The sequence below is a fragment of the Brevundimonas fluminis genome (assembly GCF_003934285.1).
In the GTDB taxonomy this organism is placed as follows: domain Bacteria; phylum Pseudomonadota; class Alphaproteobacteria; order Caulobacterales; family Caulobacteraceae; genus Brevundimonas; species Brevundimonas fluminis.
Genome location: NZ_RQWJ01000002.1, coordinates 434,326 through 455,749 on the forward strand (window position 1 = coordinate 434,326; position 21,424 = coordinate 455,749).

At 72.2% G+C, this 21,424-nt stretch carries 22 protein-coding genes; 14 read left to right on the forward strand and 8 right to left on the reverse strand.

The window, feature by feature from the left end:
- The first annotated feature begins 114 nt into the window (after nt 1-114).
- The 9 genes from EFJ44_RS02665 to EFJ44_RS02705 all read left to right on the forward strand — a co-directional run bounded on the left by EFJ44_RS02665 (nt 115) and on the right by EFJ44_RS02705 (nt 9,485).
- The gene (locus tag EFJ44_RS02665; protein WP_125255636.1) at nt 115-1,617 is read left to right on the forward strand and encodes a S1C family serine protease; all 1,503 of its coding nucleotides are present in this window, start codon (nt 115-117) and stop codon (nt 1,615-1,617) included.
- A 57-nt stretch (nt 1,618-1,674) separates the two neighbouring features.
- The gene (locus tag EFJ44_RS02670) at nt 1,675-2,346 is read left to right on the forward strand and encodes a response regulator transcription factor (RefSeq protein ID WP_125255637.1); all 672 of its coding nucleotides are present in this window, start codon (nt 1,675-1,677) and stop codon (nt 2,344-2,346) included.
- A 71-nt stretch (nt 2,347-2,417) separates the two neighbouring features.
- Nucleotides 2,418-2,813 carry an endonuclease domain-containing protein gene (locus tag EFJ44_RS02675; RefSeq protein WP_125255638.1) on the forward strand — a complete coding sequence of 132 codons (396 nt, stop codon included), beginning with the start codon at nt 2,418-2,420 and terminating at the stop codon, nt 2,811-2,813.
- A gap of 4 nt (nt 2,814-2,817) precedes the next feature.
- A complete protein-coding gene (locus EFJ44_RS02680) occupies nt 2,818-4,233 on the forward strand; it encodes a sensor histidine kinase (RefSeq protein ID WP_125255639.1) in 1,416 nt (471 codons plus the stop codon).
- A gap of 142 nt (nt 4,234-4,375) precedes the next feature.
- Nucleotides 4,376-7,267, forward strand: coding sequence for a bifunctional [glutamine synthetase] adenylyltransferase/[glutamine synthetase]-adenylyl-L-tyrosine phosphorylase (locus tag EFJ44_RS02685; protein ID WP_125255640.1), 2,892 nt, complete (start codon nt 4,376-4,378; stop codon nt 7,265-7,267).
- 58 nt (nt 7,268-7,325) lie between these two features.
- Complete coding sequence (locus EFJ44_RS02690; protein WP_125255641.1) at nt 7,326-7,901, forward strand: EF-hand domain-containing protein; 576 nt, start codon at nt 7,326-7,328, stop codon at nt 7,899-7,901.
- A 5-nt stretch (nt 7,902-7,906) separates the two neighbouring features.
- Nucleotides 7,907-8,530, forward strand: a complete 624-nt coding sequence (locus EFJ44_RS02695) for an RNA polymerase sigma factor (protein ID WP_125255642.1) — start codon at nt 7,907-7,909, stop codon at nt 8,528-8,530.
- Nucleotides 8,527-8,985 carry a hypothetical protein gene (locus EFJ44_RS02700; protein ID WP_241209650.1) on the forward strand — a complete coding sequence of 153 codons (459 nt, stop codon included), beginning with the start codon at nt 8,527-8,529 and terminating at the stop codon, nt 8,983-8,985. The genes EFJ44_RS02695 and EFJ44_RS02700 overlap by 4 nt, the downstream gene beginning before the upstream one ends.
- Nucleotides 8,982-9,485, forward strand: a complete 504-nt coding sequence (locus tag EFJ44_RS02705) for a periplasmic heavy metal sensor (RefSeq protein ID WP_125255644.1) — start codon at nt 8,982-8,984, stop codon at nt 9,483-9,485. Before EFJ44_RS02700 ends, EFJ44_RS02705 begins: the two co-directional genes overlap by 4 nt.
- On the opposite strand, the gene EFJ44_RS02710 is transcribed toward EFJ44_RS02705, so the two are convergent.
- The 3 genes from EFJ44_RS02710 to EFJ44_RS02720 are packed head-to-tail and all read right to left on the reverse strand — an operon-like array spanning nt 9,482 to nt 11,263.
- The gene (locus tag EFJ44_RS02710; protein WP_125255645.1) at nt 9,482-10,060 is read right to left on the reverse strand and encodes a demethoxyubiquinone hydroxylase family protein; all 579 of its coding nucleotides are present in this window, start codon (nt 10,058-10,060) and stop codon (nt 9,482-9,484) included. The genes EFJ44_RS02705 and EFJ44_RS02710 overlap by 4 nt on opposite strands.
- The gene (locus EFJ44_RS02715) at nt 10,044-10,580 is read right to left on the reverse strand and encodes a disulfide bond formation protein B (protein WP_125255646.1); all 537 of its coding nucleotides are present in this window, start codon (nt 10,578-10,580) and stop codon (nt 10,044-10,046) included. Before EFJ44_RS02715 ends, EFJ44_RS02710 begins: the two co-directional genes overlap by 17 nt.
- Before the next feature lie 38 nt (nt 10,581-10,618).
- Nucleotides 10,619-11,263, reverse strand: a complete 645-nt coding sequence (locus EFJ44_RS02720) for an exopolysaccharide biosynthesis protein (RefSeq protein WP_125255647.1) — start codon at nt 11,261-11,263, stop codon at nt 10,619-10,621.
- 159 nt (nt 11,264-11,422) lie between these two features.
- Between EFJ44_RS02720 and hppD the strand changes: the two genes are divergently transcribed.
- Entirely contained in the window at nt 11,423-12,523 is a 1,101-nt protein-coding gene (gene hppD, locus EFJ44_RS02725; protein ID WP_125255648.1) for a 4-hydroxyphenylpyruvate dioxygenase, read from the forward strand.
- 184 nt (nt 12,524-12,707) lie between these two features.
- Here hppD and EFJ44_RS02735 read toward each other — a convergent pair whose 3' ends face one another.
- From EFJ44_RS02735 to EFJ44_RS02745, 3 genes are read right to left on the reverse strand one after another with little or no spacing between them, the layout of a single operon-like run.
- Nucleotides 12,708-15,995 (reverse strand): error-prone DNA polymerase, encoded by a 3,288-nt coding sequence (locus EFJ44_RS02735; RefSeq protein WP_241209651.1) that lies wholly within the window; start codon nt 15,993-15,995, stop codon nt 12,708-12,710.
- Nucleotides 15,992-17,599: a Y-family DNA polymerase gene (locus EFJ44_RS02740; protein ID WP_164511827.1), complete on the reverse strand. Its 1,608-nt coding sequence runs from the start codon at nt 17,597-17,599 to the stop codon at nt 15,992-15,994. Before EFJ44_RS02740 ends, EFJ44_RS02735 begins: the two co-directional genes overlap by 4 nt.
- Nucleotides 17,505-18,116, reverse strand: coding sequence for an ImuA family protein (locus tag EFJ44_RS02745; RefSeq protein WP_125255650.1), 612 nt, complete (start codon nt 18,114-18,116; stop codon nt 17,505-17,507). The genes EFJ44_RS02740 and EFJ44_RS02745 overlap by 95 nt, the downstream gene beginning before the upstream one ends.
- Nucleotides 18,117-18,281: 165 nt before the next feature.
- Here EFJ44_RS02745 and EFJ44_RS02750 point away from each other — a divergent pair, with 165 nt between their 5' ends.
- From EFJ44_RS02750 to EFJ44_RS02760, 3 genes are read left to right on the forward strand one after another with little or no spacing between them, the layout of a single operon-like run.
- A complete protein-coding gene (locus EFJ44_RS02750; RefSeq protein WP_125255651.1) occupies nt 18,282-19,439 on the forward strand; it encodes an isoaspartyl peptidase/L-asparaginase family protein in 1,158 nt (385 codons plus the stop codon).
- A complete protein-coding gene (locus tag EFJ44_RS02755; RefSeq protein ID WP_125255652.1) occupies nt 19,436-19,798 on the forward strand; it encodes a cupin domain-containing protein in 363 nt (120 codons plus the stop codon). Before EFJ44_RS02750 ends, EFJ44_RS02755 begins: the two co-directional genes overlap by 4 nt.
- Entirely contained in the window at nt 19,798-20,268 is a 471-nt protein-coding gene (locus tag EFJ44_RS02760; RefSeq protein ID WP_125255653.1) for a methyltransferase family protein, read from the forward strand. The genes EFJ44_RS02755 and EFJ44_RS02760 overlap by 1 nt, the downstream gene beginning before the upstream one ends.
- Here the strand turns inward: EFJ44_RS02760 and EFJ44_RS02765 are convergent.
- Nucleotides 20,238-20,441, reverse strand: a complete 204-nt coding sequence (locus tag EFJ44_RS02765; RefSeq protein WP_125255654.1) for a hypothetical protein — start codon at nt 20,439-20,441, stop codon at nt 20,238-20,240. The genes EFJ44_RS02760 and EFJ44_RS02765 overlap by 31 nt on opposite strands.
- Entirely contained in the window at nt 20,438-21,010 is a 573-nt protein-coding gene (locus EFJ44_RS02770) for a DUF4142 domain-containing protein (protein ID WP_125255655.1), read from the reverse strand. The genes EFJ44_RS02765 and EFJ44_RS02770 overlap by 4 nt, the downstream gene beginning before the upstream one ends.
- Before the next feature lie 124 nt (nt 21,011-21,134).
- Here EFJ44_RS02770 and EFJ44_RS02775 point away from each other — a divergent pair, with 124 nt between their 5' ends.
- Nucleotides 21,135-21,401: a hypothetical protein gene (locus tag EFJ44_RS02775; RefSeq protein WP_125255656.1), complete on the forward strand. Its 267-nt coding sequence runs from the start codon at nt 21,135-21,137 to the stop codon at nt 21,399-21,401.
- Nucleotides 21,402-21,424: the final 23 nt, after the last annotated feature.

Consider the following 21,424-nt stretch of genomic DNA (forward strand, 5'->3'; position numbering starts at 1 on the left):
GGCCATCAAGACGCGCCGGCGCCGGTTGGGCGGAGGCCGCCGAACGGCTATATCGAAGGATCGCCGGGGCCGTCGCTCCGGACAGGGCCAGATTTCGGGGACGTCCGCGACCAGATGCTGAAGCGCAAGGAATTCATTCTCGGGGCCGCCGCCGGTCTGCTGGTGGCCGCCGCGGCCACCGCGGGCGGCTTCATGCGCTGGCCCGGCGGCGACGGCCTGCGGATCACGCCCAGTTCCGGCGTCGCGGGCGCGCCCTTCGCCCAGCCGCCCGGGGCCCCCGCCAGCTTCGCCGCCATCTTCGACCAGGTCGCCCCGGCCGTGGTCCAGATCGACGTGCGCACGCGCATCCCCGGCACGGCGCGCCGCATTCCCGGCCTGCCGTTCGAGTTCCGTACGCCGGAAGGCGAGCCGCCCGAAGAGGGCCAGCTGGCGGCCGGCGCGGGCTCGGGCTTCTTCATCTCGTCGGACGGCTACATCGTCACCAACAACCACGTGGTCGAGAACGCGGAGGAGATCGTCGTCCGTCTGGCCGACAACCGCGAACTGCGCGCGCGCCTGGTGGGCCGCGACGAGAGCACCGACCTGGCCGTGATCAAGGTCGAAGGCGGCGGCTTCTCCTACGTCAGCTTCGAGGATTCGGCCGAGCCGCGCGTCGGCGACTGGGTCATCGCGGTGGGCAACCCCTTCGGTCTCGGCGGCACGGCGACGGCGGGCATCGTCTCGGCCAAGTCGCGGGATCTGAGAGACCAGTCGTCCAGCGCCTACGTCGACTACATCCAGATCGACGCGGCCATCAACACGGGCAACTCGGGCGGGCCGACGTTCGACACGCGGGGCCGGGTGATCGGGGTCAACACGGCCATCTATTCGCCGACCGGCAGCTCCGTCGGCATCGGCTTCGCCATTCCGGCGGACACCGCGAAGACCATCACCGATCGCCTCATGCGCGGCGAGCAGATCGAGCGCGGCTACCTGGGCGTGGAGATCGCCGATCTGGGCCCGTTCCGGGAAGCGCTGGGACTGCCGACGGACGCGCAGGGGGCCCTGATCAACGGGGTGACCCCCGGCGGGCCGGCCCAGCGGGGCGGGCTGCAGCCCGGCGACATCGTGCTGTCTCTGGACGGACGTCCGGTCGCCGACTCGACCGATCTGACCCGGCGGGTGGGCGCGGCGCGCGTCGGTCAGGCGCTGCGCCTCGAGGTCCTGCGGGCGGCGGGGCGGACGACCGTGACCGTGCGGGCGGCGCGACGGCCGCCGGAAGCCGAACTGAACGCCGAACGGCCGGATCAGGGCGCCGGCCCCGACGCGCCGGCCTCGCCGGGAACGGAGGTGGCCGGCCTGGTCCTGGCGCCACTGACTTCCCAGCAGCGCGCCCGATACTCGATTCCCGCCGGCGTGACCGGCGTGGTCGTGACGGGGGTCGCCCGGGGCGGCGACCGCCGCTTCACGCCGGGAATGGTGATCAAGCGCGTCGGCATGGCCGAGGCGCGGACGGTGGAGCAGATCGCGGCGGAGGTCGGACGGGCGCGTTCCGCCGGTCGCGACTCCATCTTCCTGCTGGTGTGGACGGGCCCCGGCGACGTCTCGGTGGCGCTGGACCTGCCGCGCGAACGGTAGAACGATCACGGATGAACTGCGGCGCCGCGAATCGGCGCCGGACGAAGGGGTGAGGCGATGCGGATTCTGGTGGTCGAGGACGATGCGGACGCCGCCACCGCCATGGTGCGGGGGCTGACCGAGGCCGGGCACGAGGCGGTGCACGCGGTCGACGGGGCCTTCGGCCTGCTGGAGGCGCAGAAGGGCGGCTACGACGTCTACGTCGTCGACCGGATGATGCCGCGCCTGGACGGCATCGGCATGGTCGAGACCCTGCGCAAGGAGGGCGACCAGACGCCGGTCCTGTTCCTGTCCGCACTTGGCGAGGTCGAGGACCGGGTCACGGGCCTGAAGGCGGGCGCGGACGACTATCTGGTCAAGCCCTACGCCTTCTCCGAACTGATCGCGCGGGTCGAGGCCCTGGCCCGCCGGCGCGAGACGGGTTCGGTGGCGACCGTGCTCAAGGTCGGCGATCTGGAGATGAACCTGATCAGCCGCGAGGTGCATCGCGCCGGTCAGGAGATCGACCTGCAGCCGCGCGAGTTCCAGCTGCTGGAATTCCTGATGCGCCACGCCGGCCAGTCGGTGACGCGCACCATGCTGCTGGAGAAGGTGTGGGAGTACCACTTCGATCCGCAGACCAACGTCATCGACGTCCACATCAGCCGCCTGCGCGCCAAGATCGACAAGGGCTTCGACAGGGCCATGCTGCAGACGGTGCGCGGGGCGGGGTACAGGTTGGAGGCATAGCGCTCCGGCTTTATCCCTCCCCGACAGGGGAGGGTGGTCGCGAAGCGACCGGGTGGGAGGGGCACGGCGACATGGGCGCCATCGCCAAGGCCAGACGGCTCCGAAAAGCGCTGACGCCCGCCGAGGCGCGGCTGTGGACGCGATTGCGGGCCCTTCGTGCCGATGGTCTGCATTTCCGCCGGCAACACCCGGAGCGTGGGTACATTCTGGAACTCGTCTGCCTTGATCGCCGGCTGATCGTCGAAGTGGACGGCGAGTCGCACGCCACGGAAGATCGCGCTCGGAAGGATCGCGTCAGAGACGCCGTTCTTGGCCGGGAAGGATTTGTGACGCTGAGGGTGTCAAACGGGGAAGTTCGGGATGAGGTCGAGCGCGTGATGGAGAAGGTGAGGTCGCATTGCCTGGCCCTTCCCACCCGGTCGTCGCTTCGCGCCGACCACCCTCCCCTGTCGGGGAGGGAGAGCTGATCAGATGAAGCTGCCCTCCCTCTTTCGCCGCACGCCCTTCCGGCTGACGCTGCTGTTCCTCGCGCTGTTCGCAGCGGTGGCGGCGGCGGTGCTGGCCTACGTCTACGTGGCCTCGGCGCAGGAGGCGCGGACGCGCGCCGAACGCAGCGTGCGCGGCGAGATGGAAATCCTGACCGGCATCTTCCGCGAGCGGGGCTTCGACGCCCTGAACCGCGCCCTGATCGACCGCACGCTGTCGAACGGATCCTATCTGTACATCCTGATGACGCCGGACGGGCAGAAGATCACCGGCAACCTGAGCACCTCGCCGATCAAGAACTTTCAGGGCCCGCGGCAGTGGGACACCTTCCGCTTCACGGACGTCGACGCCGACGGCCGTGTGGTCCGCACCCAGTCGATGGGCGTGCAGGTCCGGCTGTCGACCGGCGAGATGCTGTTCGTCGGCGAGGACATCGGCGACATGGAGCGCTACCTCGCGCGGCTGACCCAGGCGCTGTGGGGCGCCATGGCGCTGGTGCTCGTGCTGGGCGTGGGCGGCGGCCTGCTGGTCAGCCGCAACGTCGAGAAGTCCATGGCGCGGCTGAACACGGTGGTGTCGGCGGTTCAGGACGGCGACCTGAAGGCGCGCGTGGCCGTGCGCGGATCGGGCGACGAGCTGGACGAGCTGGGGCAGGGGCTCAACCTGATGCTGGACCGGATGGAGGCGTCGATGGCCTCGATCCGGCACGCCGGCGACGCCATCGCCCACGACCTGCGCAGCCCGCTGACGCGCATGCGGGCCAAGCTGGAGGTGGCCCTGATCGACGCCGAGGCCGGGAAGATCGACGGGGTCGAGGCGCTGGAGATGGCGCTGGGCGAGGCTGACGACCTGCTGAAGACGTTCAACACCGTCCTGGCCATCGCCCGGCTGCAGGCCGCGGCGGGCTCCGGCCGCACGCCCGATCCCAGCCGCTTCGACGCCGCCGAACTGGCCGTCGACATGGCCGAACTTTACGAGCCCGCCAGCGAGGACAAGGGCATGGAGTTCTCGGCCGAGATCGAACGCGGCCTGATCGTCGACGCCAACCGCGCCTTCCTGTCCCAGGCCCTCGCCAACCTGCTGGACAACGCCATCAAGTACACGCCCGCCGGCGGGGCGGTGGTGCTGCGCGCGCGCCGGCGCAGTTCGGGCGACGTGGAGTTTTCGGTCACCGACACCGGCCCCGGCGTGCCGGAGGAGGACCGCGAGCGCGTCCTTCAGCGCTTCGTGCGGCTGGACAACAGCCGAACCGAGCCGGGCTCGGGTCTGGGCCTGTCCCTGGTGGGGGCCGTCATGGAGGCGCACGGCGGGCGCATCCAGCTGGACGAGGGGCCGGGCGAATACGGCGGGCAGGGGCCCGGCCTGCGCGTGGCGCTGATCCTGCCGGCGGCCGAGGCGTGAGATACTCCCTACCCGCTCATCCCGGCGAAAGCCGGGACCCAGCGTTTTTGGCGATGGGCGAGGCCGCGGAGACTCCGCAAGCGACCCCGCGACCGGCCGTGGGAAAGGACTGGATCCCGGCTTTCGCCGGGATGAGCGGGGAATGAAGAGGACGGCGATCAGTTTGACGCCCTGCGGACCCGTCGTGGACGAAGGCGCCGCGGACCGCGCGCACGAGCGGTTGGCCGAGGCGGCGGAGGCGCAGGGTTGGGCGGGTCTGCTGGACGCGGCGTGGCCCGCGCTGGCGCCGGTGTTCGCGGCCTCGCCCTATCTGTTCGGACTGGCGCGGCGGTGGCCCGACATGCTGCGGGACGTGCTGGAGCAGGGACCCGACGCACGCCGGGACGCCGTGCTGGCGCAGACCGGGGCCCTGACGGGCGGGGCCGACGACGTCCGGGCGCCGCTGAGGCGGCTGAAGGCGGAACTGCACCTGCTGACCGCGCTGGCGGACCTGGGCGGGCTCTGGGACCTCGACGCGGTCACCCATGCCCTGAGCCGGTTCGCCGACGCTTCGGCCGTCGCCGCTCTCTCCGCCGTCGCCCACGACCAGCGCGAGCGCGGCAAGCTGGTCTCCGCCGCCGATGACCCGCGCGGCCCGGTGCCCGGCCTGTTCGGACTGGCCATGGGCAAGCACGGGGCGGACGAGCTGAACTATTCCTCGGACATAGACGTCAGCCTGTTCTGGGATCCCGACCGGGTGGGCGGCGCCCTGGCCGAAGGCGTCGAGCCGCAGCGGTTCCTCGACCGGCTGACCCACGCCTTCGCCCAGCTGATGCAGGACCGCACCGGCGACGGCTACGTGTTTCGGGTCGATCTGCGGCTGCGGCCCGATCCGTCCTCGACCCCGCCCTGCGTCGCCGCTCCCTTCGCGCTGAGCTACTACGAGAGCGTCGGGCAGAACTGGGAGCGGGCCGCCTTCATCAAGGCGCGGCCGGTGATCGGCGATATGGAGGCGGGGCGGGCCTTTCTGAAGGCGCTGACGCCCTTCGTCTGGCGGCGCAGCCTGGACTATCAGGCCATCCTCGACGTCCACTCGATCAAGCGGCAGATCCACGTCCACAAGACCGGCGAGGGGCTGGAGGCGGCGGGCGCCAATCTGAAGCTGGGCCGCGGCGGCATCCGTGAGATCGAGTTCTTCGCCCAGACCCAGCAGCTGATCCTGGGCGGACGCGACCCCGCCCTGCGCGCGCCGCGGACGCTGGAGGCGCTGGGGGCGCTCGAGGCGGCCGGGCACGTGTCGGCCGAAGTCCGCGCGGACCTGTCGGACGCCTATGTGCGGCTGCGCGGGCTGGAGCATCGGGCCCAGATGCTGGACGACGAGCAGACGCATCTGCTGCCCGTGGACGCGGAGCGCCGTCGCGCCGTCGCGGCCCTGGCCGGGGACGGCGACCTGGCGACGTTCGACGCCGGGGTCGAGCGCCTGCTGACCGGGGTGAACGCCCGCTACGGCCAGCTGTTCGAGGACGAGGAGGACCTGTCGTCGCCCTACGGCAGTCTGGTCTTCACCGGCGTGGAGAACGACCCCGGCACGCTGGAGACGCTGAGCCGAATGGGCTTCTCCGCGCCGGGCGCCGTGGCGGACACGATCCGCGCCTGGCACCACGGGCGCATCCCGGCGACCCGGACCGCGCGCGGACGCGAGCTGTTCACCCGGCTGGCCCCGAAGCTGTTGACCGCCATGGCGGAGACGGGGGCGCCGGATGCCGCCTTCCGCCGCTTCGGGACCTTCTTCAGCGGTCTGACGGCCGGGGTGCAGGTGCAGGCCCTGTTCCTGAACCAGCCCGCCCTGTTCCAGACCATCGTCGGCGTCATGGCCCACGCGCCGCGGCTGGCGCGGACGCTGGGCCGCCGGCCCGCCATTCTGGACAGCGTGCTGGACGCCCGACTGTACCTGGACCTGGATCAGGACTCCGGCGTGGTCGGGCAGATGCTGGCCGAGGCGGCGGCCGCCGACTTCGAGGAGGCGATGAACGTGGTCCGTCGCGTGCATCGCGAGCAGGCCTTCCGCATCGGGCTTCAGGTGTTGACGGGCCGGGCCGGGGCCGAGGCGGCGGGCCGCGGCTACACCGCCCTGGCCGACGCGGCCTTGCACGCCCTGTCGGAAGCGGCCCTGCGGGAGGTGGTGCGGCAGGGCGGCGAGATGGACGGCGCCGTCGCCGTGGTGGCGCTCGGCAAGGCGGGTTCGCGCGAGATGACCGCCGGATCCGACCTCGACCTGATGACGCTGTATCGCGCCGATCCGGAGGCGACGTCCTCGGTCAAGGGATGGTCGCCCGACGTCTTCTACGTGCGGTTCACCCAGCGCCTGATCGCGGCCCTGTCGGCGCATACGGCGGAGGGGGAGCTTTATGAAGTCGACATGAGGCTGCGGCCGACGGGGTCCAAAGGGCCGGTCTCGCTCAGTCTCGGCGCCTTCCGGGCGCACCATCTGGATCAGGCCGACACCTGGGAGCGGATGGCTCTGACGCGTGCCCGGGTCGTCTGGGCCAGCGACGCCGACTTCGCCGAGAGGGTGCGGTTCGAGATCGCCACCGTGCTGCGCGCGCCGCGGCCGGGCGTGGATCTGGCGGGCGACGTCCGCGCCATGCGCGACCTGATGGACCGCGAGCGCGCGCCGTCCGGCTTCTGGGACGGCAAGCTGGTCGCGGGCGGCCAGGTGGACGCGGAATTCATCGCCCAGTTCCGGCAACTGGAGGCCGCCCGCGACGGCGGTCCGCTGACGACCTCGACCGTCGAGGCGCTGCAGGGCGACCCCGTTCCCGCGCGGTCATGGACCCTGCATCAGGCCGTGGGGCAGGTGCTGGCCTGCGCCTTCGACGATCGCCCCGTGCCGGAAGACGAGCCGCAGGGCATGCGCGACCTGCTTGCCCGCGCCGCGGGCGCGGCCGACTTCGACGCGCTGAAGGCCGAACTGGTCGCCATGCGGGCCCGGACCCGGGCCGAGCTGGAGCGGCTGCTGCCGCGTCGCGACGGAACCTCCGCGTCGTCCCGTTGAACCTTTCGACAGGGCATACCGGGCCGCTTGAAGCGGCCCTTCCGGAGACATCTGCGACATGAAGCGCACCCTCATCGTCGGCGGCCTGGCCGCCCTCACCTTGGCCGCGGGCGGCGTCGCCCTGGCCCAGCAGGCCCCGCAGGATCCGCCGCGTCACGCGCGCGGCGACAGGGACGGCGACGGCCGCATCTCGAAGGCGGAGTTCGTCGACGGCCGCGTCGCGCGCCTTGCGGCCGCGGACGCGAACGGCGACGGCACGGTCTCGGCCGAGGAAATGCAGGCCGGCCGGGAGGCGCGCCGCGCCCAGGGCGCCGACCGGATGTTCGCCCGCCTGGACGCCGACGGCGACGGGGCGATCACCCGGGCCGAGTTCGACGCCTCGCGCGCGGCCCGGGCCGAGCGCCGGGCCGAACGCGGCGAACGTCGCGGCGGGCGCGGCATGCGCCCGGGCGGTCGTCGCGGACCGGGCATGGACCGCGGACCCGTCGTGATCGCCGAGGCCCGTTCTCGCGCCGAACAGGGCTTCGCCCGACTGGACGCGAACGGCGACGGCTACGTCACCGCCGAGGAGCGTCAGGCCCAGCGCGCCGAACGCCGCGAACGCCGGTCGCGCCCGGCGCCCGCTTCGGAGTAGGGTTCATGCCGGGCGTGACGATCGCGATCGGCGGCCCTTTCCTCAAACGTGAGGCGGAGCGGCCGCGAGACGTGATCGTCGATCCCGATCAGGACCTGATCCGGCGCGTGGGCCGCGGCGACCCCGCCGCGGTCCAGGCGCTGGTGGCGCGCAAGCTGCCGCGCCTGCTGGCCTTGGCCCAGCGCATGCTGAGCGATCCGGTCGAGGCGGAGGACGTGGCGCAGGAGGCGATGCTGCGGGCCTGGAAGCAGGCCCCGCGCTGGACGCCGGGCAAGGCCCGGTTCGACACCTGGCTGCACCGGGTGGCGCTGAACCTGTGCTATGACCGCCTGCGTCGGCGGAGGGAGCGGCCGACCGACGCCCCGCCCGAGCAGGTTTACGAAGGTCCCGCGCCGGACCGGGGGCTGATGGCTCTGGACGTCGGACGGCGGGTGGACGCGGCCCTGGCCGCCCTGCCCGACCGCCAGCGCGAGGCGGTGGTCCTGTGCCACCATCAGGGGCTGGGAAACATCGAGGCCGCGGCCGCGATGGAGATCAGCGTCGAGGCGCTGGAGAGCCTGCTGTCGCGCGGGCGGCGCGCCTTGAGGACCGCCCTGGCCGACATCCGGCCCGGCGCGGAAGGAGAATGACCATGAAGCGCGAGCGCTTCGAAGACCTGGCCGGGACTTACGGCGCCGATCTGCGCCGCTGGCCCGAGGCCGAGCGCGCGTGGGCGGAGCGGCTGCTGGCCCACGCGCCCGAGCTTCGCTCCGTGCTGGACGAAGCGGCGGCGCTGGACGCCCTGCTGGACGCCTCGCCCGCGCCGTGGCCGTCGCAGGCCCTGCGCGACCGGGTGATCGCCGCGGCGCCCCGGCCGTCGCGCGTGCCGGCGCTGGCGGGCGTCGCGAGCTGGGCGGGCGTGCTGTCGCCCGCAGGCTGGAGCCGATCCGGCGTGGCCTTCGGCGCCGGCTGGGCGGCCGCGGCCTGCGCCGGCGTGGTGGCGGGGATGATGCTGACCCAGACGCTGACGGCGGACGTGCAGGCGGACGCGGTGCTGTATCAGGCCTCCCTGAGCGCTCTCGACGACGTGGACCTGCTGGGATGAGCACTCGCGGACTGAAGATCGCCCTTGTGGTTCTGGTGCTGGTCAACGTCTTCGCCCTGGCGGCGCTGGGCACGACCCTGGTGCAGTTGAACCGGGTGGAGGCGAGGCTGGAGGCCGAGCACCGGCCGAACGGCGAGCGGCGCTCGCCCCGGCAGATGTTCCGGGACATGGAGCCGGCGACGCGGGAGCGCGTCCAGGAGGCGCTGCGCGCCTCGGCCCTGGCGGCCAAGCCGGACTTCGAGGAGTCGCGTCGCTTGCGACGCGAGGCGGTGGCGGCGGTGGCGGCGCAGGACTTCGACGCGGCGGCCGTGGCGGCCCTTCTCGAGGGATCCCGGGCCGCCGAGCTGCGCGGCCGGCAGCGGCTGGAGCGCGACGCCCTTGCCCTGATGGCGACGCTGGAGCCGCAGGACCGCGCGCGTCTTGCCCCCTTGCTGGCGCGGTCGGGACGGAGCCGCGGCGGCGGCCGGGGCGACCGTCCGCCGGAGGCGAAGGCGGACTAGACCCGCTCGCTCAGCCTGATGGCGGTGCGGCAGCCGGCCTTGATGACCTCCGACAGCAGACGATGCGCCGGCGCCTCACGGCTGCCGCTGGCGACCGCGTGGTCGTGGTGGGCCAGTTCGTCGTCGCGGAACCGCTTCAGCTCGGCCGCCAGCTCCGGATCGCGGTCCTCCAGTTCGGCGATCTGGGACGCGTAGTGCTTCTCGATCACGCTCTCGACCGCCTCGGTGCAGGCATGGGCGGCCTTCTCGCCCAGCAGGGCCGTCCCGGCCCCGAGCGCCCCGGCCGCCAGCCGCCAGATCGGCAGAAGGGCGGTCGGCGCGACCCGGTTCTCGGTCAGCAGGGCCTCGAACCGCGACAGGTGCACCTGCTCGTGCGCCTCCATGTCGATCAGGTCCGCGGCGACCGCGGCCTTGCCGGCGCGGGCCTCGAACACCGCGCGCTGGGCGCGATAGATGTGAACGGCGGCGTATTCGCCGGCATGATCGACGCGCAGGATTTCGGCCAGACGCCGCCGCGGCTCGCCCGGACCGGGACGGGGCAGCGGGGGCGGAGCGTGATCAGCCTCTGGGGGCACGGGCGTCCTTGGGCCGTTTGGCGGCCAGCAGGCTGAAGATCGCCAGACCGGCCGAGATCAGGGTGTTCCATCCTGCCATGGACAGGCCGGCGAAGCGCCACGTCACGGCGTCGCAGAAGACCGGCTTCGGCGCCTCGCCCGTGCCCAGGGCCAGAGCGGCAAGCGATTCCAGCGACGGCACGCCGGCGCCGCCCGAGCAGGTGGCCGGCAGTTCCCACCACTTCATCTCGCCGCCGGCGTGATAGGCGGCGGTGATGGCGCCGGTGGTGAAAACGGCGAACAGCAGGAAGGAAGCCACGCGCGGCGTGCCCCGGCTGGCGCGGCTGATCACGGCCCACAGGGTGGCGATCAGGGCGATGGCCACGGCGCCCCAATAGACCTCGCGTTGCTTGAGGCAGAGGTTGCAGGGAGCCAGCCCCCCGAACCGCTCGAAGGCGTGGGCGGCGCCGAGCAGCGCCAGCGACGCGGCCAGGGCGAAGGCGGTCCACCAGCGGGTCAGGAGGCGATACAGGCCGATCATCCGCCGTTCTTAGCTCCGCCTTGGGCGCGCGTCGATGATCAGGCGCCGACGCCGAAACGCGCCGCCAGACCCACGGCCCAGCCCGCGCCCAGCCAGAAGCCTGCGGCCACGGTCAGCAGGGCGACGACCCAGCCCGTCGCCACCGCGGCCCCGCCGAGGACGAACAGGCCGTCGCGCTGGATCAGGCCGACCGACAGCAGGGTCAGCGCCACCGACGGCACGGTGTTGGTCATCGGCAGGACGATGGTCAGGGTGGCCAGGATCATGAAGAAGGCCGCGGCCTGCTCGGCCCAGCCTTCGGCGAACAGGCTCAGGCGCGGGCGCGACAGACGCTCGGTCCAGCCCATGCTCTTGCTCGCGAAATCGGCCATCCGGTCCAGCCAGGGCTTTGAAACCGACCGCTTGAGGATCGCCTCGGGCAGCCAGGGCTCCTGTCGCCCCAAAAGCATCTGGCCGGCCAGCAGGAGGATGGGGATTCCGACGATCTGCGGCACGCCGTAGAGCGCCGGCACCAGGCAGGGCACCGCAAGGATAAGGATCATCAGGCCGAAGGCCCGCTCGTCCAGCCGGTCCCGGATCTCGCGCAGCGTCATCCCGTCCGGCCCGGCATTTTCCGACAGGCTGCGGATCAGGGCGATGAAGCCCTGGCCGGGGTCGTCGTGATGGCGGTTCGGGTGGGTCATCGGCGCTCCGGGTGAGGTCGTCGGGCGTTAGCCGATGCGGCCCGGCGTGACCAGCCGCCGATCACATGGCCGTGGCGCGGCTTGGCTTGGCGGTCCGGGGTCACTAGGTTCCGCCGCGAAACGGCCTTTTGAAGCCGCCCGCATTTCAGGAGACGCCCCATGGACGACGCCGCGCACCCGACCGCAGAGGCCATCGACCGCGAGAATCCTCTGGGCGTCGACGGCTTCGAGTTCGTCGAGTTCACCGGCCCGGATCCGGACGCCATGATCGCCCGGCTGGAGCTCATGGGCTTCACGCAGACGCACGTGAACCCGGCCACCGGCGCGGTGCGGCTGAAGCAGGGCGACATCACCCTGCTGGTCAACCGCACGCCGAAGGGCCAGGCCAAGGAATTCGCCGACGAGCACGGGCCGTCGGCCAACGGCATGGCCTTCCGCACCGCCGACGCCAGGGCCGCGTACGAGGGCGCGGTGGCGCGGGGCGCGCGTCCGGCCGAGGGCCACGACGGCGGGGCTCTGGGCGGCGGCTATCCCTACGTCCTGCAGGGCATCGGCGGCTCGCTGCTCTACGTCGTCGACAGGTACGGCGAGAAGGGCTCGCTGTACGACGGCTGGGACGAGATCGAGGGCTGGGAGGAGGCCGAGCGGAAGAACTCGGTCGGCCTGTTCTGCCTCGACCACCTGACCCACAACGTCCGTCGTGGGCAGATGCGCAACTGGTCGGGCTTCTACGGCCAGGTCTTCGGCTTCGAGGAGCAGAAGTATTTCGACATCAAGGGCAAGGCGACCGGCCTGTTCAGCCAGGCCATGATCGCGCCCGATCGCGCCATCCGCATCCCGCTGAACGAAAGCCAGGACGAGAACAGCCAGATTGAGGAATTCCTCCGTCGCTACAACGGCGAGGGCATCCAGCACATCGCGCTGGCCACCGACGACATCTTCGAGACGGTCGAGGAGATGAAGCGGCGCGGCATTCCCTTCCAGGACACGATCGAGACCTATTTCGAACTGATCGACAAGCGCCTCCCCAACCACGGCGAGGACGTGGAGCGGATGCGCAAGAACCGCATCCTGATCGACGGGTCTGACGAGGACGGGCTGCTGCTGCAGATCTTCACCCAGGACACCTTCGGTCCGATCTTCTTCGAGATCATTCAGCGCAAGGGCAATCAGGCGTTCGGCGAGGGCAATTTCCAGGCCCTGTTCGACTCCATCGAGCTGGACCAGATCCGGCGCGGCGTCATCAAGGTGGACGCCTGACGCCGCGGCGCGCGCCGCCGGCCTGGCTGCCCTTTCTGGGGCCGCCGCTGGCCGGGGCGGCGGCGGCGGGCGTCGGGCTCGGTCTGGACGGAGGCCTGGGGGCGTGCCTGCTGGCGGCCCTTTTCGCCGGCTTCGCGCCGATCGCCCTCAACGCCCTTTGGAAGTGGCGTTTGCGCCGCGGGGATCAGTGAAAGTCGCGTGAGCCCGGCAGGACCCGCACGTCGCGCGGGTGGCGCCCGCGGGCGGGCGAGTGTCCGGATCCCGGCGTCTGGTCCGGGCTGAGGCGCCCGAGCATGGGGGTCCAGTCCTCCAGCTGTTCGACGACCAGATGGGTGACGCCCTCCGCCGTCTGCACCCGTCCGGTGGCCAGCACCATGCGCGCGCCCATGGCGATGGGCCGGAAGCGTTCGAACACGTCGGGCCACACCACCAGATTGGCCACGCCCGTCTCGTCCTCCAGCGTGATGAAGCAGACGCCCTTGGCCGTGCCTGGCCGCTGGCGCACCAGCACCACGCCGCCGACCCTGACGCGCCGGTTGTTGGTCACCCGCACATAGTCCGTGGCCGGAAGGGCGCCGGCCTTCTGCAGCCGGCCGCGCAGGAAGGCGACGGGGTGCCCCTTCAGCGACAGGCGGATGGACTGGTAGTCGCCCACCACCTCCTCGGACGGCGACAGTTCCGGCAGGGCGTCGGGCGGGCGCCCGTCCGCCTCGATCAGGCCCATGGCCTCGAACAGGGGAGCGGGCGCGTCGGACGCCATGCCCCGCGCCGCCCACAGCCCCTGCCGGCGCGTCAGGGCCAGAGACTTCAAGGCGTCCGCCTCGGCCAGCAGGTCCAGCGCGCGGGCCGGCAGCTTCGCCCGCCGGCGCAGGTCGCCGAGGTCGCGGAACGCCCCGTCCTTGCGGGCCTGCTCGATCGCCTCGCCCCAGGCCTTCCGGAAGCCGTCGATCGAGCGCAACCCGAGCCGCAGGGCCCACGGCTCCCCGTCTCCCCGCGGCTCCAGAGAGGCGTCCCACCCGCCGGCGTTCACGTCTGGGTGGCGCACCTCGACCCCGTGCTCGCGGGCGTCCCGGACCAGCTGCGCCGGGGCGTAGAAGCCCATCGGCTGGCTGTTCAACAGGGCGGCGGTGAAGGCCTCCGGATGCCGGCGCTTCATCCAGGAGGAGATGTAGACCAGATGAGCGAAGGAGCAGGCGTGGCTCTCGGGGAAGCCGTATTCCCCGAACCCACGGATCTGGCTGAAGCAGTTGCGGGCGAAGTCGGGGTCATAGCCCCGCGCGATCATCCGCTCGACGAAGCGGGCCTCATGTTCGTGGATCGTGCCCATGTGCCGGAAGGTGGCCATCGCCCGCCTCAGGCTGTTGGCCTCGGCCGCGGAGTACTGCGCCGCCTCCATGGCGATGCGCATGGCCTGCTCCTGGAACAGCGGCACGCCCAGGGTCTTGTGCAGCACCCGTTTCAGCTCGTCCCGGTCGCCGTGCCCGGGCGCCGGATGGGGGAAGTCGATCTCGTACGCCTCGCCTCTCGCCTCGGCCTCGCGCCGCTCCTTCCGCCGCTGCAGGTACGGATGCACCATCCCGCCCTGGATCGGCCCGGGCCGGACGATCGCCACCTCCACCACCAGATCATAGAAGACCCGTGGCCGAAGCCGGGGCAGCATGGACATCTGCGCCCGGCTCTCGACCTGGAAGACGCCGATGGAATCGCCCCGGCACAGCATGTCGTAGACGGCCGGATCCTCGCGCGGGACGGTGTCCAGCCGCCAGCGGACGCCATAGGCGTCGGCGATCAGGTCGAACCCGCGTTTCAGCGCCGTGAGCATGCCCAGCGCCAGCACGTCGACCTTCATCAGCTTGAGGAAGTCGATGTCGTCCTTGTCCCATTCGATGAAGGTGCGGTCGTCCATCGCCGCATTGCCGATGGGGACGATCTCCATCAGGGGCGTCCGGCTGAGCACGTAGCCGCCGACGTGCTGGCTGAGGTGTCGGGGGAATTTGATCAGCTCGGCCGTCAGCTCCAGGGCCAGCTTCATCCGGACGTCGTCGCGGCTCAGACCGGTGCGGTCGACGTGCTCGTCCTTCACAGCGTCGCCCCATGAGCCCCAGACCGTGTCGGCCATGCGCGCGGTGACGTCCTCGGTCAGGCCCAGGGCCTTGCCCACGTCGCGGATCGCCGACCGGGGGCGATAGTGGATGATCGTCGCCACGATCGCCGCCCGGTCACGGCCATAGCGGCGATAGACGTACTGCATCACCTCCTCGCGCCGCTCGTGCTCGAAGTCGACGTCGATGTCGGGCGGTTCGTCGCGGTCGGCGGAGATGAACCGCTCGATCAGCAGGTCCTGCTCGGCCGGGTTCACGTTGGTGATGCCCAGGCAGAAGCAGACGACGGAGTTGGCCGCCGAACCCCGGCCCTGGCACAGGATCGGATCGTCCTGCGTCCGGGCCCAGTCGACGATGTCGTGAACGGTCAGGAAGTAGTTCGGATATTTCAGAAGCTTGATGAGCTTCAGTTCCTTGACGATGGTGTCGCGGATCCGGCGGGGCACGCCCTCCGGCCACTTCTCCCTGGCCCCCTTGAAGGCCAGACGGATCAGGCGGCGCTGGGCTGTCCAGCCGGGCGGCACCGGTTCGTCCGGATACTGATATTCCAGTTCCCGCAACGAGAAGCGGCAAGCGTCGGCCACCTCGAGGGTGCGCGCCAGCGCCGCCTCATGGCCCCGGAACAGCCGGGCCATGAGGGCCGGGGGCTTCAGGCTCCGCTCGGCGTGGGCCTGGAGACGCCGGCCGGCGGCGTCGATGGTCGTCCTCTCGCGGATGCAGGTCAGGACGTCCTGCAACGGCCGCCGGTCGGGGTGGTGGTAAAGCACCGCATTGGTGGCGATCATCGGCGCGCCCGTTCGCCGCGCCATGTCGGCCAGCCGGTTGAGACGACGCCGGTCGTCGCCGCGCCACAACGGCGACGCCGCCAGAAGCAGGTCGTCGGGCCAGGCGCGCCGCCAGGCGGCCAGACGCGCCTCGAAGGCCGCGTCGGCACGATCCGGGGCCGGAACGAGGGCTATCATCCCCGCGCCCAGACCGACGGCCTGATCGAAGGTCAGACGGGTCTCGGCCTTCTCGATGCGGTCGTCTTCGGGGTCCGCCCCGGCCTGGGGCACGACCTCGCTCTTGCCCAGGGTCAGGAGCCGGCACAGGCGTCCGTAGGCGGCGCGGTCGCGGGGAAAGACGATCAGTTCCGTCCCGTCGACGAAGCCCAGACGGGCGCCGACGACCAGGGGGACTTCCGCCTCCTCGGCGCCCATCAGGGCCCGGACCATGCCGGCCAGGGTGTTGCGGTCGGCCACGCCGACGGCGGCCAGCCCCAGCGACTTCGCCTGGCGCATGATCTCGCCGGGATGCGACGCCCCCTCCAGAAAGCTGAAGTTGGTCATCGCCCCCAGCTCGGCGTAGCGGCCGTCCCAGGCCCCGCTCACGGCAGCACTCCGTGCATCCACCACGACGGGGCGGGACGCGGGTCGCCGGGACCGGTCCAGTCGGGGCCGTACTGACCCTCGCGGAACATCCAGTAGCGGGCGCCGGCCTCGTCCTCGACGCGATAGTAGTCGCGCGTGCGGTCGCGTCGGCCGTCGGACCGGGGCCGCCACCACTCCGGCGACAGGCGCTCCGGGCCGTCGGCGCGGATCACGCGCCGGGTCACGCGCCGCCAGGTGAAACGGGCCGGCGCATGGTCGGGCAGTTCGGCGATGGCCTCGACCGGCTCGGGCGGATCGAACAGCAGGACGGGGCGTCGTCCGAAGTCCGCGGACGCCGTCTGCGGCCGGCGGCCCAAGGCCGGGACCAGCCGTTCGGCCCGTTCGGGAATCCAGCTGTCGACCGGGGCGGGGGTCAGCACGCCGTCCTCGCCGAGACGGGCGCTGAGCCGGTCGACCAGATCGGCCAGGTCCTCGCCCTGCCGCGCCTCGGCCTCGCCGGCCATCACGGCCTGCCGCGCCGCCAGCGGCTCGGCCGCGTCCGCGGTCAGCATCAGGGCGTCCAGACCGAAGCCGAGGTCCAGCCGGCCCGGTCCCGCCTCGCGGAACAGACGCAGCCAGATCTTCACGTCCCGCCCCGGCCGGCCCATCCGCACGGACAGCCGGGTCGTGCCGCCGTCGGTGCGGAAGCCGGTCAGGGTCAGGGCCGTGGCGCCCCTGCCGTCGCGCTCCAGCGCCGCGGCCAGACGGTCGGCCAGTCCGGGCAGGCGCGCCTCCACCCCCGCGACGTCGCCCAGCGGCTCGGCCCAGGCTTCCCACGCCCTGTATTTCGGCGCCGGACGCAAGGGCGTGAGGGCCTCGGCGACGAAGCCCAGCGCCTGGTCCAGGCGTCTGACCAGCCCCACCCCGTCCACCTCGCGGAAGCGGCGGGCCAGTCCGGCGCGGGGCATGACGTGGAGGTCGCCGACCCGCCTCAGGCCGAAGCGCCGGGCCGCGTTCAGGGTGCGGTCGTCGACGCGCAGGGCTTCGACCGGCAGGTCGGCCAGCAGGCCGCGCAGCGTCTCTTCCGTGGCGATTGGCGTCTGGCCCTCGCCGTAGCGCGCCAGGGCCCAGGCCGCGCCGGGCGTGGGCGCCAGGGCCAGACGGCAGGGCGCCCCGGCCTCGGCCAGCCGGGCGCGCATCCCCTCCAGCAGGGCCGTCTCGCCGCCGAACAGATGCGCCGCGCCGGTGACGTCGAGAAACAGGCCCTCAAGACCGTCGGGAGAGAGGTCGAGGCTGACCGAGGGCGACCAGCGCTCGGCCCACTCCGCCAGCGACGTCAGCGCCCGGGCGTCGGCGGCGGGGTCGGCCGGCTGGGCCAGCAGATGAGGGACCATGGCGCGGGCGTCGGCCTGACCCTGTCCCCGCGACAGGCCCAGCGCGCGGGCGGCGGGATTCAGGGCGTGCAGCACCGCGGCGCCCCGGCTGGTCTTCAGGATCAGGGCGAACGGATTGGCGGGATCGAGGGCGGGGTCAGGCGGCGAGGCCGGACGGCGCGCCCGTTCCAGCGATCGGCGCCTGACCGCGATCGGCCAGTCGATCAGCCAGACGGAGACGATGCGTCTCATCATCCTGCTCCAGCGTCCATCGTCCGGGGCGGCCGTTGCGGGCCCGGACCAGTTCGGCGCACAGCCGCGTCGCGCCCGGGGCGCGGGGATCGTCGGGGTCCGCCGCCCCGCTCTCCGCCGTGATCCGCCAGCGGCGGGCGGCGGCGCTGAGGCCGTCGAGGTCGCGCGGCAGCAGCAGGGCCGTCGCCCCGCCTTGCCGGGCGGCGAACTCCAGCCGTCGGGTCTGGGGCAGGGCCGCGCCGTGGATCGCGCCCACGGTCAGGGCCACCGCGCCGGAGCGCAGCGCCTGCTCCATGGCCCACAGGGCGTCGACCTCGCGCCGGACGCGGGTCAGCAGCAGACGGACGTCGCCCAGTCCGGGGCCATAGGGGCGGCCGTGCTCGTTCAGCCAGGCCGCCGTCGCCGCCACCAGAACGGGCCGCGCATCGTCGACCGGCCGCCGCGACAGGGCGAAGGCGAAGGTCGCCGCCACGTCGCGCGGCGCGGGCGCCCATGCCTCTTCCAGGGGGGCGGGCAAGTCGGGAAACGGGTGGGGGGCGAGAGAGGGGAGCATGGCGGAACCAACGTCGATGTTCCAGTTTTGTTCTCATGTCCGGCGGGAGTCAAACGGAGTCCGGAACACGCCTCTGGATTCTTTTTCACGGCCGTCCGACGATGGCTCGTCCCCCCCGAGGAGTCCGCCATGCGCCCCCTTCTGCCGTCCGCCGTCCTGTCGCTGGCCCTGCTGGCCCTCCCCGCCGCGGCGCAGGAACGGGCCGAGTGGTCCCTGGCCGTCCACGGGGGCGCGGGCGTGATCGAACGCGGCCAGCTGAGTCCGGAGCAGGACGCGGCCTATCGCGCGGCGCTGGACGACGCGCTGGAGGTCGGAGCCGAAGTGCTGGCCGGAGGCGGCAGCGCGCTCGACGCGGTCGAAGCCGTCATCCACGTGCTGGAGGACGATCCCCTGTTCAACGCCGGGCGCGGCGCTGTCTTCACCGCCGACGGACGCATCGAGCACGACGCGGCGATCATGGACGGGACCACGCTGAACGCCGGCGCCGTCGCCGGGCTGACCCGCACCCGACATCCGATCAGCGCCGCCCGGGCGGTGATGGAGAAGTCGCCGCACGTCTTTCTGATCGGCGCCGGGGCCGAGACCTTCGCCCGCGATCAGGGGCTGGAGGAGGTCGAGCCGGCCTGGTTCTTCACCGAGCGCCGCTGGCAGGGACTGGTGCGCCAGCTGGAGCGCGACGGCCTGCCCGTGCCGCCCCGGCCCGAGGGCGCGCCGCCGCCGGCGGATCGGTCGGCGGCCCTGGTCGCCCCGCCGCTGGACGAGAAGAAGTTCGGCACCGTCGGCGTGGTCGCGCTGGACCGCGAGGGGCGGCTGGCGGCCGGCACCTCGACCGGCGGCATGTCCGGCAAGCGCTGGGGCCGCGTCGGCGACGTGCCGGTGATCGGCGCCGGCACCTATGCGTCGAACGCCGAGGGCTGCGCCGTGTCCGCGACGGGCTCGGGCGAGTATTTCATCCGGGCGACGGTGGCGCGGGACATCTGCGCACGCTACGCCATGGAGACCGCCCATCCCGAGCTGGAGCAGAACCGGGTCGAGGCGGTGATCGACGCGTGCGAGGAGAGCGCCCGACAGGGGGACGTCTGCATGGCGCACGCCCGTCGTCCGATCTTCATCGCCGCCCGCGAGGAGATCGACGAGGTCGGAGAGCTGGGCGGCGAGGGCGGGGTCATCGTCATGACCGCCTCGGGCGAGGCGTGGTTCGAGATGAACTCCTCGGGCATGTACCGCGGCAGGGTGTCGGCGACGTCGCCCGCCTGGGTCGCCATCTACGCCGACGAGGGCCGATGACCGCGATCGACCTGACGGAAAAGTTCGCCGCCTTCGACGATCACTGGCGCCCGCGCGTCGCCGCCCGCCTGAACGGGCAGGACGTGCGGCTGGTCAAGGTGCAGGGCGTCTTCCCCTGGCACAGCCACGCCGACGCCGACGAGATGTTCCTGGTCTGGAAGGGCGGCTTCCGCGTCGAGTACCGCGACCGGATCGTGGAGATGGGACCCGGCCAGTTCACCGTCGTGCCGCGCGGCGTCGAGCACCGCACGGCCGCCGACGAAGAGGCCGAGGTGATCATCTTCGAGCCGTCGGAAGTGATCAACACCGGCGACGCGCCGCCTTCGGCGTTCACCGCGCCGCAGGGCGTGGAGGTCTGATGTCCGACCGCGACCATCCCGGCGTCATCGCCCCGCCGCCGCTGATCTATCTCGGCTTCCTGCTGGGCGGGTGGGGGTTGGGACGTCTCGCGGGCCTGCCCGGGATCGGCGGCGACGCGGCGGCGCGCATGGCGGTCGCGGGACTGCTGATCGGGTTCGGACTGGCGGTCGAGCTGTGGGCCATCGGGGCCTTCCGTCGCCGCCGCACGGCCGTCCAGCCGTGGAAGCCGTCGACGGCGCTGGTGGCCGACGGGCCGTACCGCTTCAGCCGCAATCCCATCTATCTGGGGTTCGCCGTGACCCATCTCGGCCTCGCCCTCGCGCTGAACTCATGGCTCGCTCTGGCGCTGCTCATCCCGTGCCTGGTCGTGGTCGATCGCGGGGTGATCGCGCGCGAGGAGCGATATCTCGCGGCGAAGTTCGGCGCGCCCTACGACGTCTATCGCGGGCGCGTTCGCCGCTGGCTCTGAACGTCGGGGTCCAGCCCGTCGTCGGGCGCTCCGACGCCGTGCTCGATGCGGCCCAGCTCGACCTCGGCGCGGGAGAAGACCTCCTCCTGTCCGTCGATCAGAAGCTCGTCCTCCGTGAGGTCGGGCTGACCCCCGGCCGCGGCGCGGGGGTCAGGTTTTGCCGGCGTCGTCACATCGCGCCCCGCAGCCGCTCGGCCTGCTGCAGATGAGTCTCGATCTTCGGCACGACTGAGCGGGCGTGGCCGGCCAGGCCGGGCGCGTCGGCGTTGTCCGAGAAGCCGCGATGCAGCGTCAGCGCCTCATTGTGCGCGGCCACCTGCTGGTCCAGCCAGACGCGGTCGAAGTCGCCCGGGGCCGCCGAGCGCAGATTGTCGATCAGGCCCTGACGGCGTTCGTCGAGACCGGTCGGCATTTCGACGTTCGACGCCTCGCGCGCTGCGATCGGCTTGAAGGCCTCGGAGGCGGCCGTGTGATCGGTGCGGATCATGTTGGCCAGCTCGCGCACGCCGGCGTTCTGGCTCTTCTCCAGCGCGATCTCCGCGGCCTGGATCTCGTACATGTCGCCCATGGCGGCGTTGGGCACGTAGCCCATGACCGTGTTGGCCCCCATGGTGGCGGCCGAGGTCTGGCCCACGACGGCCGCGGTCTTGTCCTGCACGGCGTCGACGGCCGGCGGCGACTGCTCCTGCTGGCACGCGGCGAGGGTCAACGCGGCGAGGGCGACGAGCGGAATTCTGGTCATGAGAGTCCTCCTGGGGATGGCGGTCAAACCCGCGCCGTCGTCGGACCGTTCCTGTGTCGGGGAGCCGACGCAGGCCGTCGGGCCTACGCTGGCGTCCGTGTCGCGGAGGGCCTAGGGGAGGGGCATGACCCCGCCCGAAGACGAACTGTCGACCATGGCCATGGAAGAGCTGGACGCCGCCCTGGACCTGTCGTTCGACGAGATGAAGCGCATCACGCCGTGGGGCGACAGCTTTCCGGGCTTTGCGCCGTCCGGCCGCGAGGTCGAGGTCGAGCGCCGCTATCTGTGGGCGCATGAGCCCGCGGGCGGCATCCTGGTCGAGGTCGAGGTGCGCGATCCGGTGCTGAAGGTGGGCGCCGAGGCCAAGGCCGTGCTGGCGCCCGAAGACTGAGGAGGGTTAGAACGGCCGCCCCA

Bases quoted from the DNA above. Each gene is read 5' to 3' on its own strand.
- EFJ44_RS02760 (WP_125255653.1), top strand. From the start codon at position 19,798: ATGTCCGACCGCGACCATCCCGGCGTCATCGCCCCGCCGCCGCTGATC.
- EFJ44_RS02750 (WP_125255651.1), top strand. From the start codon at position 18,282: ATGCGCCCCCTTCTGCCGTCCGCCGTCCTGTCGCTGGCCCTGCTGGCC.
- hppD (WP_125255648.1), top strand. From the start codon at position 11,423: ATGGACGACGCCGCGCACCCGACCGCAGAGGCCATCGACCGCGAGAAT.
- EFJ44_RS02770 (WP_125255655.1), bottom strand. From the start codon at position 21,010: ATGACCAGAATTCCGCTCGTCGCCCTCGCCGCGTTGACCCTCGCCGCG.
- EFJ44_RS02740 (WP_164511827.1), bottom strand. From the start codon at position 17,599: ATGAGACGCATCGTCTCCGTCTGGCTGATCGACTGGCCGATCGCGGTC.
- EFJ44_RS02685 (WP_125255640.1), top strand. From the start codon at position 4,376: ATGAAGAGGACGGCGATCAGTTTGACGCCCTGCGGACCCGTCGTGGAC.
- EFJ44_RS02715 (WP_125255646.1), bottom strand. From the start codon at position 10,580: ATGATCGGCCTGTATCGCCTCCTGACCCGCTGGTGGACCGCCTTCGCC.
- EFJ44_RS02675 (WP_125255638.1), top strand. From the start codon at position 2,418: ATGGGCGCCATCGCCAAGGCCAGACGGCTCCGAAAAGCGCTGACGCCC.
- EFJ44_RS02755 (WP_125255652.1), top strand. From the start codon at position 19,436: ATGACCGCGATCGACCTGACGGAAAAGTTCGCCGCCTTCGACGATCAC.
- EFJ44_RS02700 (WP_241209650.1), top strand. From the start codon at position 8,527: ATGACCATGAAGCGCGAGCGCTTCGAAGACCTGGCCGGGACTTACGGC.
- EFJ44_RS02665 (WP_125255636.1), top strand. From the start codon at position 115: ATGCTGAAGCGCAAGGAATTCATTCTCGGGGCCGCCGCCGGTCTGCTG.
- EFJ44_RS02695 (WP_125255642.1), top strand. From the start codon at position 7,907: ATGCCGGGCGTGACGATCGCGATCGGCGGCCCTTTCCTCAAACGTGAG.
- EFJ44_RS02670 (WP_125255637.1), top strand. From the start codon at position 1,675: ATGCGGATTCTGGTGGTCGAGGACGATGCGGACGCCGCCACCGCCATG.
- EFJ44_RS02680 (WP_125255639.1), top strand. From the start codon at position 2,818: ATGAAGCTGCCCTCCCTCTTTCGCCGCACGCCCTTCCGGCTGACGCTG.
- EFJ44_RS02690 (WP_125255641.1), top strand. From the start codon at position 7,326: ATGAAGCGCACCCTCATCGTCGGCGGCCTGGCCGCCCTCACCTTGGCC.
- EFJ44_RS02720 (WP_125255647.1), bottom strand. From the start codon at position 11,263: ATGACCCACCCGAACCGCCATCACGACGACCCCGGCCAGGGCTTCATC.
- EFJ44_RS02705 (WP_125255644.1), top strand. From the start codon at position 8,982: ATGAGCACTCGCGGACTGAAGATCGCCCTTGTGGTTCTGGTGCTGGTC.
- EFJ44_RS02775 (WP_125255656.1), top strand. From the start codon at position 21,135: ATGACCCCGCCCGAAGACGAACTGTCGACCATGGCCATGGAAGAGCTG.